Here is a 16,373-nt window from a genome sequence, read left to right on the forward strand (position 1 = left end):
GGCAGAGCTTGCGCCTCTTTTTCAGGCGAGGCGCAGCAACAGGTCATGGCCAGCACCAAACTCTCCGTGCGCACGAGCGATCTCAGCGCCGCGCAAGCCTTCGAGGCCGCCCTCGCCGAGCATGATCCCCCGCTCGACGCCGTGACCCTGTTCGAGGACGGCCCCGCCGCCTGGATCGTCGAAGCCTATGCCCAAAGCCGCGAGGAAGCCGAAACCGCCGCTGCAAGCCTCGGCGCGCCCGCGACCATCGAAGAACTCCCCGACCTCAATTGGGTGGCGATCTCGCAGGCCGCCCTTCCGCCCGTGCACGCTGGCCGCTTCATCGTTCACGGCAGCCACGACAAAGACCGCATTCCCTATGGCCCCCGCGCCATCCTAGTCGATGCCGGCGAAGCCTTTGGCACCGCTCACCATGGCACGACGCTCGGCTGCCTCCTCGCCATAGACCGCCTCACGCGCCGCGGCGGCTTCAAGCGCGTGCTCGACCTCGGCTGCGGCTCGGGCGTACTGGCCATCGCTGCCGCCCGCGCCCTGCCAGCGGCGCGCGTGTTCGCCTCGGACAACGACCCCATCGCCGTTGATGTTGCCCGCGCCAACGCCGCCGCCAATGGCGCAAAGCGCATTACGTTTGCATGCGCCATGGGGCTCGACCACCAGACCCTTCGCCATGCCGCGCCCTACGATCTGATCATCGCCAACATTCTCGCCGGTCCCCTGCGCGCACTGTCGGGCAGCCTGGCCTCGGCGCTCCGCCCCGGCGGCTTCATCGTGCTGTCGGGCATTCTCAACCCGGAAGCGCCCGCGGTTATCGCCACCTACCTGGCCCACGGTTTCGCCCTCATCCAGAACCGCCGCATCGGCGAATGGACGACGTTGACGCTGCGCCGCCGACACTGATGCACGCTCGGCATTTCTGCGAATTGCCGTTCCAGCCCGGGAGGCTTAAACAGTCATCCATGTTCCAGACCTTCGAAAGCCAGTCCGAGCGCGGCGCCACTGCGGGCCGCATCAAAGAGCTTCGCCGCCTGATGGCTGCAGCAAAGCTCGACGCCTATCTCGTCCCGCGCGCTGACGAGCACCAGGGCGAATATGTGCCACCCTCGGCCGCACGCCTGAATTTCATCACCGGCTTTTCCGGCTCGGCCGGTATCGCCATTATCCTGAAGCGATCGGCGACCCTGTTCGTTGATGGCCGCTACCCCGTGCAGGCCCGTGCCGAGGTGGAGCCCGGCCTCGTCGACGTATCGCTCATCGCGCGGGGCAACATCGGCACCTGGCTCGCCGAGCCTCTGAGCCGCGGCGCGCGCGTCGGCTTCGATCCACGCTTGCACACCATCGCCGAGGTCGAGCGCCTCGAAGCCGTGCTCGAGCCGCACGGCATCAAGCTCGTGCCGGTGTCGCGCAACCTCGTCGATCGCGTTTGGGGCAAGGAGCGCCCGGCGCCGCCGCAAGACCCGATCTGGGCGCACCCCCAGAAGTACGCAGGCCGCTCCGCACCCGATAAGATTGCCGACATCCAAAAGCGCCTCAAAGCCGACCACCACGACGCCGTCGTGCTCACGCTCAGCGACAGCGTCGCCTGGGCCTTCAACATCCGCGGCTCGGACATTCCCCACACGCCCGTTGCGCTCGCGTTCGCCATCGTGCCCGTCAGCGGCAAGCCGGAGCTCTTCATCGCGCCCGAGAAGATCGAGCCGGCCGTACGCACGCACCTCGAAGCCTTCGCCAAGATTTTGCCGCCCAAGGCGCTCGATGAACGCCTCAAGGCTCTGCGCACAGCCGGCAAGAGTGTGCGTCTCGATCCCAACACAGCGAGCTTCGCTTTTGCGCGCGCACTCGGCGGCACCAAGAAGATCGCCCGCGGCGCCGACCCGACAATCGGCCTCAAGGCCATCAAGAACACCGCCGAGATCAAAGGCTCACGCGCCGCCCACGTGCGCGACGGCGCTGCCGTCACCCGCTTCCTCGCGTGGCTCGACGACGCGACCACGTCGGGCTCCGTCGACGAGATCGAGGCCGTGCGTCAGCTCGAAGGCTTCCGCCGCGCCACCAACCAGTTGCGTGAGATCTCCTTTGACACCATCTCCGGCAGCGGACCCAATGGCGCCATCGTGCACTATCGCGTGTCCGAGGCGACCAACCGCAAGCTGCGCCCCGGAGAGTTGTTCCTCGTCGACAGCGGCGCGCAGTATCTCGACGGCACCACCGACATCACCCGCACCGTTGCTATCGGCAAACCGTCTCCGGAAATGCGCGACCGCTTCACGCGCGTGCTGAAGGGCCATATCGCCATTGCCACCGCGCGCTTTCCCAAAGGCAGCCGCGGTATCGACCTCGATCCGTTCGCGCGCCGCGCGTTGTGGGATGCGGGGCTCGACTACGACCATGGCACCGGTCACGGCGTCGGCAGCTATCTCTCCGTGCACGAGGGACCAGCTTCGATCTCGCGCGCGGGCATGGCCGTGCTGGAGCCGGGCATGATCATTTCCAACGAGCCCGGATACTACAAAGAGGGCGCCTACGGCATCCGCATCGAGAACCTCGTTCTCGTCACGCCACTGGAAAAGCTCCAGGGCGCCGACCGCGAGACCATGGGCTTCGAGACACTGACGCTCGCGCCGATGGATCGCCGCCTGATCGATAAAGAGCTTCTGACGCCCGCTGAAATCGAGTGGATCAACGATTACCACGCGCGCGTCGCGGAGACGATCTCACCCGATCTCGACAACGACACGCGCGCCTGGCTCAAAGCCGCCACCGCCCCGCTCTGACGCGGCGCACCCCATAAAAAGTGATGGCCGCACGAGGCGGCCATTCACGAAGTCCCGCGCTGCAGCAGCGACGATCACTCGCCTGCGGCGGATAGCACTGACGGCACTTCGAGGCGCTTGCGAATGATCTCCGGCGTGAGGCCGAAGTCTTCGAGCGCGTACTTGTGCTTGCCGTGCTTGTCGCTCGGATGCTCGGCGAGCCACTTCTGCGCGCGCGCCTTGAACCCGGGATCAGTCGGATAGCCCAGCCGATCATAGATCGACGCCGCCATCGCCGCCGGATCGCGCACCAGATCATCGTATTCGGAGCGCACGATCTGGCCCGGCGGCACCAGATGCATCGCTGCCTGTCCCGCCGCTTCGCACTGCTCGGCAAGATCGAGTACAAAGTCGCCGACCTTCGTCAGGTCGACCGTGTCCGACGTCATGCACCACGTCACCGCCGCCAGCGAGCAGAGCGACGGCACCGTCTTGTCCGGGCTGCGATGCGTATAGACGATGCGCGCGTCAGGATACGCCTCCAGCAGATACTTCAATCCCGCAAGATGGTTCGGGCACTTCAGCACCCAGTGCTGCTTGGGATTGAGCCACTGCAGCGCCTGGAGCTGGCGCTTATGCATGCGATATAGGTCGCGGTACGCCGTCTCGTCCCACCAATTCCAATAGCTCGGCACGTAGGCGAAGTCGAAGCCCGGCGACACCAGGAAGTGATTGCGGAAGAGGTGATAGCACTCCTCCGGGTCATCTGCCTCGATCGGATGGATCTTGTTGAACTCCGGCCCGACGAAGTCGAGCAGCTTCAGGCGGCCGTACGCTTCGCGCCAGCGACCATCCTTGCCGCCCTGATGATTGCCGAGCTTGCGCGGATACGGCGAATAGCCTTCCCAGAACGGCAGGTAGCGCGCGCCTTCGTGCAGAGACAGCAAGCGCTGCAACAGCGTCGTGCCTGTGCGCGCTAGGCCCAGCACGAACAGCGGCCGTTCGATCTTCTCTTCGAGAATTTCCGGATGCTCAGCAATGAGCGCTTCGAGCGCCATCGCGTTGTCCATGCTCTTGAGAAACTGTCCGCGGATCACCAGCGCGCCGAACAGCGAAAGATCGGCATCCTCGTTGAACGCCTTCGCGCGCGGCGGCAAAGCGCGCTTCAGCTCCGGCGTCCAGTTGTTGCGCCCGTACTTCTTCTCGGTGGCGCGCATCTGCTTTTCGATGTCGATGCTCGGCCACAGGCCGAGCGCCTTCACCATCGGGCCGAGCTTGTTGAGCAGACGGAGCGGCAGGGGAGGTCCGAGTTGCACCCCGGATGATAGACGGCGACTGCCCAGCATTCGCTCTTTCCAGTTGTTGGCGTTTCTTCCCCCGCGTATGTGGGAGAATCAACGTTGTATGTCTACCCCGCAACTAGCCGCGATCGGTCGCACCGGTCAACCGCAGCCATCCCTCCTCATCCAATACTGTGACACCTAGCTCACGCGCCTTAGCAAGTTTTGAACCCGCATCGGCTCCGGCGACCACGTAATCCGTCTTCTTGGACACCGAGCCTGCGACTTTCGCACCCAGCCTTTCGGCCTGCGCTTTGGCTTCGCCACGCGTCAACAGCGTCAATGTTCCGGTAAACACGACCGTCTTGCCGGCCACCGGCGAAGTATTGTCGACAGCTTCCAGCGGCTGCGGAGAAACTTCCTTCAGCAGCTCATCGACCACGCGAATATTGTGCGGTTCACCGAAGAAGTCGGCGATTGCTTCCGCGACGACGTCGCCGATCCCTTCGATATTGTCGAGTTCTTTATAAGCTTCGGTGTCTTTTCCTTTGGCAGCTTCGATCATTGCCGCGCGGAAATTCTCGATCGAGCCATAAAAGCGCGCCAGCAACTTCGCCGTCGTCTCGCCGACGTGGCGAATACCAAGCGCGTAGATGAAGCGATCGAGCGCGATGTCGCGTCGCGCCGCAATCGCGTTGAACAGCTTCGTCGCCGACTGCGGCCCCCAACCCTCACGGTCTTCCAGCTTCGTCGCCGAGCGCGCATCGCGCACCGCAAGCGTGAAGATATCTTCCGGAGACTGAATCAAGCCGTCATCGTAGAACGCCTGAATGTTCTTCTCGCCCAGCCCCTCGATATCGAAGGCGTTGCGCGACACGAAGTGCTTCAGCCGTTCCACACGCTGCGCCGGACAGATGAGACCGCCCGTGCAGCGCCGAACGACATCGACGCGTCCGGTCTTCTCGTTCGTCTCGCGCACCGCATGGCTGCCGCACGCGGGGCAGCGATCAGGAAAGATATACTCCTTCGCGCCCTTCGGACGCTTGCCGGGCACATAGCCCAGAATCTGCGGAATGACGTCGCCCGCGCGCTGCACGATCACCGTGTCACCGATGCGCACATCACGCCGCTTGATCTCGTCCTCGTTGTGCAGTGTTGCGTTGGTGACGACCACGCCGCCCACTGTCACCGGCTCGAGCCGCGCAACCGGCGTCAGCGCGCCCGTTCGCCCCACCTGGATGTCGATCCCGTTCAGCACCGTCATCGCCTGCTGCGCCGGGAACTTGTGCGCGATCGCCCACCGCGGCGAGCGCGACACGAACCCGAGCCGCTCCTGCAGATCGAGCCGGTTCACCTTGTAGACGACGCCGTCGATATCGTAGGGCAGATCTGCGCGCTCTTCGGCAAGGCCCTCGTAATACGCCAGCAGCTCGGCCGCGCCTTCGCACACACGCGCGCGCTTGTTGACCGGAAGGCCCCACTTGGCGAACGCCGCATCGACACCCGACTGCGTATCGGCCGGCAGCTTCGAAGCCTCGCCCCACGCGTAGGCGAAGAAGCGCAATGGCCGCGACGCGGTGATTGACGCATCGAGCTGGCGCAGCGACCCGGCTGCCGCGTTGCGTGGATTGGCAAACACCTTGCCGCCCGCGTCGGCCTGCTTCTCGTTCAGCTGCGCGAACTCCTCGCGCGTCATGTAGATCTCGCCGCGCACATCGATGATCTCGGGCACGTCGCGGCCATGCAGATGGTGCGGGATCTCCTTGATCGTCATCACGTTGCGCGTGACGTTCTCGCCTTCCATGCCATCGCCGCGCGTCGCCGCCTCGATCAGCTCGCCATTGACGTAGCGCAGCGAGATGGAAAGACCGTCGATCTTCGGTTCCGCCATGAAGGCCAGCGGCGCATCTTCGGGCAGTTTCAGGAAGCGATGCACACGCTCGACGAAATCTTCGACGTCTACTGCCGCGAAGGCATTGCCGAGCGACAGCATCGGCACCCGATGACGGATCTTGCCGAAGCCATCGGCCGCCGGCGCACCGATCCGCTTCGACGGACTGTCGGGACGGATGAGCTTGGGGAAGCGCGCTTCTATCTCATCGTTACGACGCCGCAGCGCATCGTACTCGGCGTCGGAAATCTCCGGCGCATCCTGACGGTAATATAGCTCGTCATGATGACGGATCAGTGCCGCCAGCCGCCGTAGCTCGGCCTCGGCCTGCGTTCGCGTCAGCTCATCGACAGCAACGGCGCTGAAGTCTTTCTCGCTCATGCGTCAGCAATATCGGATGCAGCAGGCGCCGCAAACAGCAGCGCAACGCCACCCACAACTGCCATCACTGGCGATTGCCCTTCTGCTTGCATCAGGAGGCGCCCTAGCGCGCCTCCAAGCGCACCGATCAGGATGACGGGCGCGGACCGCCCAGCGTCGACGGAGGAGGCGGGTTTGTGGTCGTGCCCCAGTCCGGCGTCGAGGTTGCAGGCGGCGCCGGCGCGGCCGGAGCCGGCGCAGAAGCCGGCGGCGGAGCCGGGTTCTTCGGCGCCTTCAGCACGTCCGTCATCCAAGAGCCCTGGCTGACCTGCGGCATCAGACCCTGCTTCTGCAGCAGCGCATACGAATCTTTGTACCAGGACGAGTTCGGGAAGTTGTAGCCCAGCACCGCAGCAGCGTTCTGCGCTTCAGGCGTGATGCCGAGCGACAGGTACGACGCCGTCAGGCGGTACAGCGCCTCTTCGACGTGCGCGGTCGTCTGATACTCGCTGACAACCGTCTTGAATCGATTGATCGCCGCGACGTGGTTGCCACTCTTCAGGTAGTAGCGGCCAACTTCCATCTCCTGCGCGGCGAGCGTGTCCTCGCACAGGCGGATCTGGTTGTCCGCCTTCTGCGCGTAGGTGCTGTCGGGATAGCGCGTCTTCAACGTCTTGAGCTGAGCCAGCGCCTTGCGCGTCGCGTCCTGATCGCGGTTCGGCTGCTTCATCTGCTCGAAGTAGGCCTGCGCGATGATGTGATGCGCGAGCGGCGCTTCCTTGGTGCCCGGGTGCATCGTCGTGTAGCGCTCGGCGGCGGCGATGGCTTCCGGCAGCTTGCCGGCCTTGTAGTAGGCGTACGCGGCCATCACGATCGAGCGGCGCGCCTCAGGGGAATAGGGATGCTCGCGATCGACGTCTTCGAATTTCTTCGCCGCATCCTCGAACTTGCCCTTCGACTGCAGAGCATCTGCATCGGCGAACATCTTCGACGGCGGGTCGGGGTTCAGCATGCGCGCGGCATCACCGGATGACGCACAGCCCGCGACGAGCACAGTGGCAGCAGCGAGGGTCATCCCCTGCAGGAGCTGACGAACACTCACGACAGTTCTGACCTTCCCCACCTGCGGCATATGCCTGCTTTCCTTGGACGCTGCGCATAGCGCCCGCGTCCCCCAACCCCTAGCACATCTCGCAAAGGCCGCGATACTACGCCAACCAGCTCCTGCACCGCCCAATCGGCTAGGGGAGGATTATGGTTGTTGTGGGACCGGCCCGCGCCTTTAGGGCCACACAACCCCTTCAATCACAACCCTGAAACGACAACGCGACCCGAAGGTCGCGCGCGTGGCAATCGAAAGGTTGTCCGGCTCACTCGCCGGCGGCGATCGCAAATCCCATATCGATCGGCTTTGCTTCGCGAACGCGCGGCCCCTGCACCACCGTCCAGGCTTCAGTGTCCGCCAGCAGCGCCTGCACGACCAGCGAGTTGAGGCGATGGCCACCCTTCACCGAGCGATAGGCACCGAGCAACGGCTTGCCAGCCAGCGTCAGGTCGCCCACGGCGTCCAGCAGCTTGTGGCGCACGAACTCCTGCGGATAGCGCAGGCCTTCGCGGTTCATGATCTTGCCCTCGCCAATGGCGATCGTGTTGGTGAGGTTGGCACCGAGAGCGAGACCCGCCTTCCAGAGGCGCTCCACGTCGCTCATGAAGCCGAAGGTGCGAGCCCGGCAGATTTCGTTGCGAAACACGCCCGGGGTCATTTCTACGGCGAGACGCTGCTTGCCGATGAGGTCGGTCGGGAAGTCAATCTCGACATCGAGATGGAAGCCGGAGTGCGGCGTCAGCTCGCCCCAGCACTCGCCTTCCTGCACCCGAACCGGCTTGAGAACCTTGATGTAGCGGCGCGGCGAGGACAACTCGCGGATGCCGACGTCATCGATCACTTCGACGAAGGGAGCCGCGCTCCCGTCCATGATCGGAACTTCTTTGCTGTCGATCTCGATGATGCAGTTGTCGACAGAGAGACCGCGCAGCGCGGCCAGGAGGTGCTCTACGGTTCCAACCGTAATCCCGGCATCGTTCCCGATGACGGTGCACAGCGTCAAATTCTTGACGTGCTCGACGCTGGCAGGAATTTCAGCGACCACGCGGCCGCGTTTGGTGACAAGAAAACGGAGGCCAGTATCGGCTGCTGCCGGATGCAGAATGACCGAAACTGGCGCTCCGCTGTGGACCCCCGTCCCTGTCACCTCGATTTCGCGCGCGATCGTGGTTTGCCGCGCACCGATGAATCGATTCGACATATGCGCCCGTCCCTCGATGACTTTTCAGCAACTATCAGTGTGTCCTGATAGTCACCACCCCCAACAATTGTCCGCGTCCCAAACCGCGATAACCGTTAACTTGCCGGGGCGTCGTTTCGGTCTGCGCCCTTGGTAGTGCAGGGACTTAGCGAACGCTTGTCGTTAACAATTGGAAAGATACGCTCAGGCCCGCCGCAGCGCCAAATCACGGTTTCTTACTTTGTGTTACCGCGATGGTACAGGGCCCGTTTTGCCTTACTTTTTGCACTTTTTGGCCAACCGCGGGCTACTTACGCTGCCGATTGAAAAACTCCGGCAGCGGCCCTGGATGACTGGATTCGCCATTCGTTTGCGAATCGCCCGCCCACCAATCTTCGGGAGAAGAATCATCCACGCGCAGAGGGTCGGGAGCCGCATTGCTGGTCGGCTGATCCTCGAACTCATGGCGCCGCGAGCGGCCCATGATCCGTTGCAGGATGCCCCGGCGCGGTTGCTCATCCGCACCACCGCCCGCACCAGGCGGAATCGGCGGCGCTTCTGTTGCATAGCCAGCCTTCGCGCGATACTCGCGCTGCGCGACCGGCGGAAAGTCTTCCACCTCTGGCATGCGTCGACCCGACCGGCGCGCATCGACCGGCGGCGCCGGCACGAACGACTCGGACGAGCGGCTGCCCGGCTCGGACGCCGGAGACTTCGCATTGGACTGAGGCGGCCACGCCAGATGCGAGAAGCCTTCCTCGATGACGACGTTTCCGGGCGCACGCCACGTCTCGCGTGAGCCGTTGCCCGCTTCGTGCGACCGAGGAGCCTCTGCGCGGGCGCCGATCGCTTCGCTCAGGCGCCGTTGCACATCGTCGTCACGCTGCGGCGCGTAGGACTGAGATTCGGCCCGGTGACGTGCCTGCGGCGGAGGCGGCGGCATCGGAGGCGTAGCTCTCCCCCGTGGTGCTCCGCGGTGATCGACAGGCGGCGGCATCGGCATCATATCGACCGGATGCCCCATGCCGGATGCAACGATCGACACGCGCACCTTATCGCCGAGCGTCTCGTCGAATGTTGCGCCGACGATGATGTTGGCTTCCGGATCGACCTCTTGCCGCACCCGGCTCGCAGCCTCGTCCACCTCGTACAGGGTGAGGCCGGGTCCGCCGGTAATGGAGAGCAGCAGCCCGCGCGCTCCCTTCAGGGAGACATCGTCGAGCAGCGGATTGGCGATGGCCTCTTCGGCAGCGACCGATGCACGCCGTTCGCCCGACGCCTCGCCCGTGCCCATGACTGCCGATCCCATACCGCTCATCACGGTGCGCACGTCGGCGAAGTCGAGGTTGATCAGACCTTCCTTGATGATCAGGTCGACGATGCAGGCAACGCCCGAGTAGAGCACCTGGTCGGCCAGCACGAAGGCTTCGGCAAACGTCGTCTTCTCGTTCGCCACCCGGAACAAGTTCTGATTCGGAATGACGATCAGCGTATCGACGTATTTGCGGATCTCCCCGATGCCGCCTTCGGCGATGCGCATGCGGCGCGCACCCTCGAAGTGGAACGGCTTCGTCACGATGCCGACAGTGAGAATGCCGAGGTCCTTGGCAGCGCGCGCGATCACCGCAGCAGCGCCCGTACCCGTACCGCCACCCATGCCGGCGGCGATGAAAACCATATGCGATCCGGCGATTTGCGAGCGGATGTCCTCGATCGCCTCTTCCGCCGCCGCCTCACCGATTTCCGGCTTCGAGCCAGCGCCCAGTCCTTCCGTGAGATTGACGCCAAGCTGCAGGCGGTGCTCCGCACTCGATGCGGCAAGCGCCTGCGCATCCGTGTTGGCGACGACGAAGTCGACCCCCGTCAGCCCCGAGCCGATCATGTTGTTGATGGCGTTGCAGCCGGCGCCGCCGACACCGATAACGGTTATTCGCGGCTTCAGATCGGTTAGCTTTGGAAGCTGCAGCTTAATGCTCATCGCGTCCGCGCTCCCCTATGCGCCGTTCAAGCCTTGGCTCCCGGCATTCTCGTTGCGGCCATCGGCCGAATTACGCGAAGCCAGTCCTCAGCCATTCACCTACACGCTCGAGGTATCCCCCACCGAGCGCCTCGCGGCCCCGCACCGCCGGAACGTCCCCACTCCCCGACGCGGCGACGGCCAGAAGCCCTGCAACCGTCGAGAACGCCGGACTACACACACTCTGCGGCAAGCCTTCGAAAGGCTGCGGCCGCGATACTCGAACCGGGCGGCCAAGAATGTTGGCCGCAAATTCGCCGAGCCCGACGAGAGAGCTTGCGCCCCCCGTCAGAACCACGCGCCCGCCGGCGAGATCCATGATCCCCGCCTTGTCGAGGCGCTCGCGCACCAGCCCGAGAATACCCGCCACGCGCGGACGGATGATCCCGGCAAGCTGCGCTTTCGTCGCCTCTCCGCGAGCACCTTCCTCTGCGCCTGCAAGGGCATAGGGAAAGCTCTCGTGCTCGTCGGACTGCGCGACGATGGTCGTCCCGTATAGCGTCTTGATTCGCTCAGCCTCCGCAAGTGGTGTCTGCAAGGCTTGCGCGATATCCATGGTGATGTGGTGCCCGCCGACCGGCACAGTTGCGGCATGCACGAAGTGCCCATCGACGAATGCAGCCGCCGTGGCTGTTCCGCCACCGATGTCTATCGAAACGACGCCGAGGCCGCGCTCTTCCTCCGTGGTGGCGGCGAGCGCACTGGCATAGGGTGTAGCGATCAGCGCACGCACCGACAGGTAGCAGCGCTCGACCACCACCATAAGATTGCGCACCGGCGCTTCGTCGGCGGCAACGGTATGCAGGTCGGCGGCGAGTTTCGCAGCGGCCATCCCGCGCGGGTCGTGTCCGCCCGGCGCGCCATCGACGCGGAAGCCGACGCGGTTGAGATGTACGAGCATCCGCCCGTCACGTTCGGCATAGGCGTGCGCACCCGCCATCAGCCGGTCGATGTCGTCCGAACGAATGACGCCGCCCTGCACGTCGACACTCGCCGAGAAGTTCGCCGAATGCAGCCGCCCGCAGGAAACCGCGAGAAACACTTCCTCGATCGTCACGTGCGCCTGGCGCTCGGCCTGCGCGATCGCGGAGCGAACGGTAGCCTCCGCCTCGGAAAGATCGGTGATGACCCCGGCCTTCAGACCGCGCGAACGTTGATGACCGATACCCAGCACCCGAACGCGTCGCGCGGCGCCCGTTTGCTCCGGCGCATCGAGCGCGGCGATCACACACACGACCTTCGTGGTACCGATATCGAGCAGGCCAACGATTTCCGAATTCCGGGTATCTGTCCTGTCGCGGCTCAGCATGGCGGCTATCCTCGACTAGCTCTGCGTTTGCGTTGGGGGTGTCTCCTGCGGGGCCGAGCGCACAGCTATGCGGCCGGCAACGCGCAGATCGACGATTACGTTCTGAGCGGTGAGAAACTTGCCGAGCTCATCGGGTGCCGAGAGCGCGGCCAGCGCCTGCGCCTCGCGATCGGCCCCCAAATGCACGGTGACGCCATCCTTGAGATGTAGTGTCCAGCGACGGTCTCCGACGCGCTCCGCCATCTGGAAGCGCTCCGCGATCTTCGGGAATCGGACGATCAGCTCCAGCAGCGCTTTTGCACGATCAGGCGCGCCAACGCCGCTGAGACGCGGCAGCCGCACGTTCGTGCCCGATTTCAAGGCCGAAAGCACACGCCCCGAACCGTCGACGAGATAGTCGCGGCCGTCGCTCGCCCACACCGCCACGGGCCGCCGCTCGACGATGCGCACCTCCAGGGACGACGGATAAATCCGGCTGATGCGCACCGATTTGACCCAAGCGAGCTGCTCGATGCGCGCACGGGCAGCGGCCGCATCGAAAGTCAGCAGCGAGCCTGAATGCGGCAAGTCGATTGCATTGAACACGTCCGCGTCGCTGGTGAAGCGCTGTCCAGTCAGCGCAACCTGCTCGATCCGCAATCCGGTCCAGTAGGCGACCTGATCCGTCTCCGGCAGCAGACTGGCGAACGCCGTCGTATGCTGGCCGCCGTTCGTCAGCAGCGAATAGGCGAGCGCGCCTGACAATCCCATGAAAAGCGTGAGGCCGAGCTTGCGGCCGACGCTCGCATGTCGCCCGGAGGCCGAAGAACGCCGGCGCGGCTGCATGGCCCCGGCAAATGGAGGCGGAGTGTCTGTCGTAGGTGGTGAATTTAGTGCCGAGTGAAGGGTCGCATTCGGATCGAGCGGTAGTGCCTGCGGCACCCGCTGCTCGATTTCAGACGCTCCCCCTACCTGTTGCAACTCGCGTCCTCAACCAACCACCGCACGAGCTGGCCAAAGGACCAGCCCGCATACTGCGCCAGCTCGGGTACCAGTGAAGTCTCGGTCATCCCCGGCTGCGTATTGACCTCGAGGCAGATCAATTCCCCCACCCCGTCGGTCGTATCGTCGTAGCGAAAATCAGCCCGCGCGGCGCCCCGGCATCCCAATGCGCGATACGCCGCCAATGTGTATTTCCGGACCAACTGGTAAACATCTGGTGAAATATCGGCCGGAAGCACGTGCTGGGAGCCACCGGGAGCGTATTTCGCTTCGTAATCGTAGAATTCCAGGCCCTTGAGCGGCATGATCTCGATGATGTCGGTGACGAAGTCGCCGAGTACGGCACACGTCAGTTCCCGCCCCGGGATGTAGCGCTCCACCATCACGATATCTTCCGGACCGCCCAGCTCGCCCAGCTTCTGCGGCGGCGCATTGGCTCCGCGATCGACGATGATCACTCCGACGCTGGACCCTTCCGCGACCGGCTTCACGACATAGGGCGGCGCCAGGACGTGGCGGCTCATGGCTTCGGCCCGCGTGACGACTTCCGCATCCGCCACCGGCACGCCCGCCGGCCGCATCACGTCCTTTGCGCGCTCCTTGTGCATCGCCAGCGCCGACGCCAGCACGCCCGAATGCGTATAGGGAATGCCGAGGCACTCCAGCACCCCCTGCACGCAGCCGTCCTCGCCGTAGCGGCCATGCAGCGCGTTGAAGCAGACGTCGGGCGAGATTTCTTTCAGCTTCTGGGCAAGGTCGCGATCGACGTCGATCTGCGTCACCCGATAGCCTTGGCTCTCCAGCGCACGCGCGCAAGCCGCGCCCGAGCGCAGGCTCACTTCGCGTTCGGCCGACAAGCCCCCCATGAGCACGGCGACATGGTCATAGGTGCGCTCCGGCGCCTTCCCGATCGAACTCACGGAACTTCCCTCCCCCGGCTTCAATGCAGTTCCCCTCCCTGCCTGGGGTGGGAATTCGTTGCGCGATCAGCAGGCGCACCCGCGCTTAAGGTTGTATTGCTTCCGCCTCTGCCAACGCCTCTCCGGTCGGGCAGCCGGGCAACGGCAGCCCCATCCGGATGATCTCCCAATGCAGCGTGATGCCCGAGCGCGCCTTCACTCGCGCACGCACGGTTTCACCCAGCCGCTCGATGTCTTCGGCGGTGGCGCCGGCATCGTTGATGAGGAAGTTGCAGTGCTTCTCCGACACCTTCGCGCCGCCCACGCGCAAGCCGCGGCAGCCCGCTTCGTCGATCAGCTTCCACGCGCTCATGCCCGGTGGATTCTTGAACGTCGAACCGCCGGTACGCTCGCGCGTCGGCTGGTTCTTCTCGCGATAGTCGGCGACCTCTTCCATCTCTTTCAGGATCGCAACCGGATCGCCGGGCGTCCCCTGAAACAGCGCTTCGGTCAAAATCCAATCGGCCGGCACTTCGCTGTGCCGGTATGTGAAGCCCATGTCGGCGAGCGACAGCTCGTAGATCTGGCCCGCACGATCGACCGCCCTTGCGCTGATCAGCACGTCTTTCGTCTCGCGCCCGTGCGCACCAGCGTTCATGCGCAACGCGCCGCCGATCGAGCCTGGAATGCCGCGATAGAACGCAAGGCCGGCAATGCCCGCATCCGCCGCCGCCCGCGCAACCTTCACGTCAGGCACCGCAGTACCTGCGCGAACGCGGGCATCCGGTTCCGCCGTAACGCTGGCGAATCCCTTGCCGAGGCGAATGACGACACCTTCGACACCGCCGTCGCGCACCAGCAGATTCGATCCGAGGCCCACCACCGTCACCGGTAGATCGGCAGGGATGTTCGCGAGGAAATAGGCAAGATCGGCTTCGTCGGCCGGCGAGAACAGCGCTTGCGCCGGCCCCCCGACGCGAAACCACGTGATATCGGCGAGGTTGGTGCCGGACGCGAGACGGCCGCGCAGCTCCGGCAGCTTCGCTGCAAGATCAGCGCTGAGATCGGGAAACGTCACGCTGGCGCCTCCGGTTTATTGGTTCTTGATGTAGAAGCTCACGCGTTGGCGCGACGCGGCTCGTCGGCTGCCAGCCATTGCGGCAGGCCGTGCGCCCACTCGGTGGAAGTGCCCGCCCCCAGGCAGATCACCATGTCGCCTGGACCGACGTGATGACGCAACAACGGTGCAAGATCGCGCACGGCGTCGATCGACATCGCGGAAGGATGGCCGGTGGCGCGAATGCCTTCTGCGAGCGTGCGCTGGTCGATGCCCTTGATCGGGGCCTCGCCCGCCGAATAGAGCGGGCCGACGATGACGCTGTCGGCATCGCGGAACGAGGTGCAGAAATCACCGAAAAGGTCGTTGACGCGCGAATAGCGATGCGGCTCGAACACGGCGACGATGCGCCCGTGCGAGCGCCCGCGTGCCGCTGCCAGCACGGCAGCAATCTCCGCAGGATGGTGCCCATAGTCGTCGTAGACCGATGCCCCGTTCCACGTGCCCGTCAACTCGAAGCGGCGCTTCACACCCGTGAACGTCGCCAGCGCGGCGCGAATGGCGTTGTCGGGAATGCCAGCCTCGCTCGCCACGGCGATCGCCGCCAGGGTATTGAGCGCGTTGTGCTGGCCCGCAACCGGAATGGTCCAGCCACGCAGTTGCCGCTCCCCGCCGCGCACGCGGGCGGACAGGTCGGCGTCGATGACGATGCCGTCACGCTCCTGCGCCAGTCCCACCAGCGTCAGATCTGCACCCGGCGTGGTGCCGTAGGTGAGCAGCCGCCGCCCGTCGCGGCGCAATTCCAGTCGGCCGATCATGTCACGCGCCACCGGATGATCGATGCACGTGACGGCGAGACCGTAGAATGGGATGTTGCGGAAGAAAGTCTCGTACTCGCGGTGCATGTTCTCGACCGTCTTGAAGTGGTCGAGATGCTCCGGGTCGATGTTGGTGACGATACCGATCTGCGTCGGCAGCCTGACGAACGTGCCGTCCGACTCGTCCGCCTCGACGATCATCCATTCGCCCTTGCCGAGGCGCGCGTTCGTGCCCCAGTCCTGGATGATGCCGCCTGAGATCACGGTAGGATCGACGCCCGCTGACGTGAAGATGTGCGCGATCAGCGATGTCGTGGTCGTCTTGCCGTGCGTGCCGCTTACCGAAACGGTCGAATAGAGCCGCATCAGCTCGGCCAGCATCTCGGCCCGGCGGATGACGGGAATACCTTTGGCGCGTGCCGCCTCGAGTTCCGGATTGCCTGCTTTCACCGCGCTGGAGATCACCACCGAGCGCGCCCCGACGAGATTGACCGCATCATGCCCAATGAACACGCGCACGCCCTTGGCGCGCAGCCGGCGCACGTTGGCGCTGTCCTTCTGGTCGCTGCCTTGTACCGGATAGCCCTTCGCCATCAGGATTTCGGCTATGGCGCTCATGCCGATGCCGCCGATACCGATGATGTGGAAGGTCCCGATTTCGCGGGGCATCTGCATGGTTTGGTCCCTCGTCCTATACCGTCGACCAATGCCGCCACCTTCGTGGCC

General features: G+C 64.7%; 12 protein-coding genes. 2 read left to right on the plus strand and 10 right to left on the minus strand.

Going from position 1 to position 16,373, the window contains the following annotated elements; genetic code table 11:
• Positions 1-45: 45 nt before the first annotated feature.
• Together NDB2M4_RS08180 and NDB2M4_RS08185 are read left to right on the plus strand one after the other, a co-directional pair.
• A complete protein-coding gene (locus NDB2M4_RS08180) occupies positions 46-897 on the plus strand; it encodes a 50S ribosomal protein L11 methyltransferase (RefSeq protein ID WP_072372911.1) in 852 nt (283 codons plus the stop codon).
• A 59-nt stretch (positions 898-956) separates the two neighbouring features.
• A complete protein-coding gene (locus tag NDB2M4_RS08185) occupies positions 957-2,771 on the plus strand; it encodes an aminopeptidase P family protein (protein WP_072372914.1) in 1,815 nt (604 codons plus the stop codon).
• A gap of 74 nt (positions 2,772-2,845) precedes the next feature.
• Here the strand turns inward: NDB2M4_RS08185 and NDB2M4_RS08190 are convergent, their stop codons facing one another.
• The 10 genes from NDB2M4_RS08190 to murC form a co-directional block, all read right to left on the minus strand.
• Positions 2,846-4,096 (minus strand): sulfotransferase family protein, encoded by a 1,251-nt coding sequence (locus NDB2M4_RS08190; protein WP_083556037.1) that lies wholly within the window; start codon positions 4,094-4,096, stop codon positions 2,846-2,848.
• A gap of 73 nt (positions 4,097-4,169) precedes the next feature.
• Entirely contained in the window at positions 4,170-6,302 is a 2,133-nt protein-coding gene (ligA, locus tag NDB2M4_RS08195) for an NAD-dependent DNA ligase LigA (protein ID WP_072372920.1), read from the minus strand.
• A gap of 127 nt (positions 6,303-6,429) precedes the next feature.
• On the minus strand, positions 6,430-7,413 hold the full coding sequence (locus tag NDB2M4_RS08200; protein ID WP_083556039.1) for an outer membrane protein assembly factor BamD: 984 nt from the start codon (positions 7,411-7,413) through the stop codon (positions 6,430-6,432).
• 238 nt (positions 7,414-7,651) lie between these two features.
• The gene (lpxC, locus tag NDB2M4_RS08205) at positions 7,652-8,587 is read right to left on the minus strand and encodes a UDP-3-O-acyl-N-acetylglucosamine deacetylase (protein WP_072372923.1); all 936 of its coding nucleotides are present in this window, start codon (positions 8,585-8,587) and stop codon (positions 7,652-7,654) included.
• A 286-nt stretch (positions 8,588-8,873) separates the two neighbouring features.
• Positions 8,874-10,544: a cell division protein FtsZ gene (gene ftsZ, locus NDB2M4_RS08210; RefSeq protein WP_072372926.1), complete on the minus strand. Its 1,671-nt coding sequence runs from the start codon at positions 10,542-10,544 to the stop codon at positions 8,874-8,876.
• 70 nt (positions 10,545-10,614) lie between these two features.
• Positions 10,615-11,892 (minus strand): cell division protein FtsA, encoded by a 1,278-nt coding sequence (gene ftsA / locus NDB2M4_RS08215; RefSeq protein WP_072372929.1) that lies wholly within the window; start codon positions 11,890-11,892, stop codon positions 10,615-10,617.
• 15 nt (positions 11,893-11,907) lie between these two features.
• Positions 11,908-12,717: a cell division protein FtsQ/DivIB gene (locus NDB2M4_RS08220; RefSeq protein WP_072372932.1), complete on the minus strand. Its 810-nt coding sequence runs from the start codon at positions 12,715-12,717 to the stop codon at positions 11,908-11,910.
• Between the two features lie 122 nt (positions 12,718-12,839).
• Positions 12,840-13,793, minus strand: coding sequence for a D-alanine--D-alanine ligase (locus tag NDB2M4_RS08225; protein WP_072373440.1), 954 nt, complete (start codon positions 13,791-13,793; stop codon positions 12,840-12,842).
• Positions 13,794-13,878: 85 nt separating this feature from the next.
• The gene (gene murB / locus NDB2M4_RS08230; RefSeq protein WP_072372935.1) at positions 13,879-14,850 is read right to left on the minus strand and encodes a UDP-N-acetylmuramate dehydrogenase; all 972 of its coding nucleotides are present in this window, start codon (positions 14,848-14,850) and stop codon (positions 13,879-13,881) included.
• 38 nt (positions 14,851-14,888) lie between these two features.
• Positions 14,889-16,322: a UDP-N-acetylmuramate--L-alanine ligase gene (murC, locus tag NDB2M4_RS08235; protein WP_072372937.1), complete on the minus strand. Its 1,434-nt coding sequence runs from the start codon at positions 16,320-16,322 to the stop codon at positions 14,889-14,891.
• Between the last annotated feature and the right edge of the window lie 51 nt (positions 16,323-16,373).

This window comes from Hyphomicrobium sp. NDB2Meth4 (assembly GCF_900117445.1).
In the GTDB taxonomy this organism is placed as follows: domain Bacteria; phylum Pseudomonadota; class Alphaproteobacteria; order Rhizobiales; family Hyphomicrobiaceae; genus Hyphomicrobium_A.

What these genes read in the sequence shown, in the direction of transcription:
- murC (WP_072372937.1), bottom strand. Translation starts at nt 16,322, where the DNA reads ATGCAGATGCCCCGCGAAATCGGGACCTTCCACATCATCGGTATCGGC.
- NDB2M4_RS08185 (WP_072372914.1), top strand. Translation starts at nt 957, where the DNA reads ATGTTCCAGACCTTCGAAAGCCAGTCCGAGCGCGGCGCCACTGCGGGC.
- NDB2M4_RS08190 (WP_083556037.1), bottom strand. Translation starts at nt 4,096, where the DNA reads ATGCTGGGCAGTCGCCGTCTATCATCCGGGGTGCAACTCGGACCTCCC.
- NDB2M4_RS08220 (WP_072372932.1), bottom strand. Translation starts at nt 12,717, where the DNA reads ATGCAGCCGCGCCGGCGTTCTTCGGCCTCCGGGCGACATGCGAGCGTC.
- lpxC (WP_072372923.1), bottom strand. Translation starts at nt 8,587, where the DNA reads ATGTCGAATCGATTCATCGGTGCGCGGCAAACCACGATCGCGCGCGAA.
- ligA (WP_072372920.1), bottom strand. Translation starts at nt 6,302, where the DNA reads ATGAGCGAGAAAGACTTCAGCGCCGTTGCTGTCGATGAGCTGACGCGA.
- ftsA (WP_072372929.1), bottom strand. Translation starts at nt 11,892, where the DNA reads ATGCTGAGCCGCGACAGGACAGATACCCGGAATTCGGAAATCGTTGGC.
- ftsZ (WP_072372926.1), bottom strand. Translation starts at nt 10,544, where the DNA reads ATGAGCATTAAGCTGCAGCTTCCAAAGCTAACCGATCTGAAGCCGCGA.
- NDB2M4_RS08200 (WP_083556039.1), bottom strand. Translation starts at nt 7,413, where the DNA reads ATGCCGCAGGTGGGGAAGGTCAGAACTGTCGTGAGTGTTCGTCAGCTC.
- NDB2M4_RS08180 (WP_072372911.1), top strand. Translation starts at nt 46, where the DNA reads ATGGCCAGCACCAAACTCTCCGTGCGCACGAGCGATCTCAGCGCCGCG.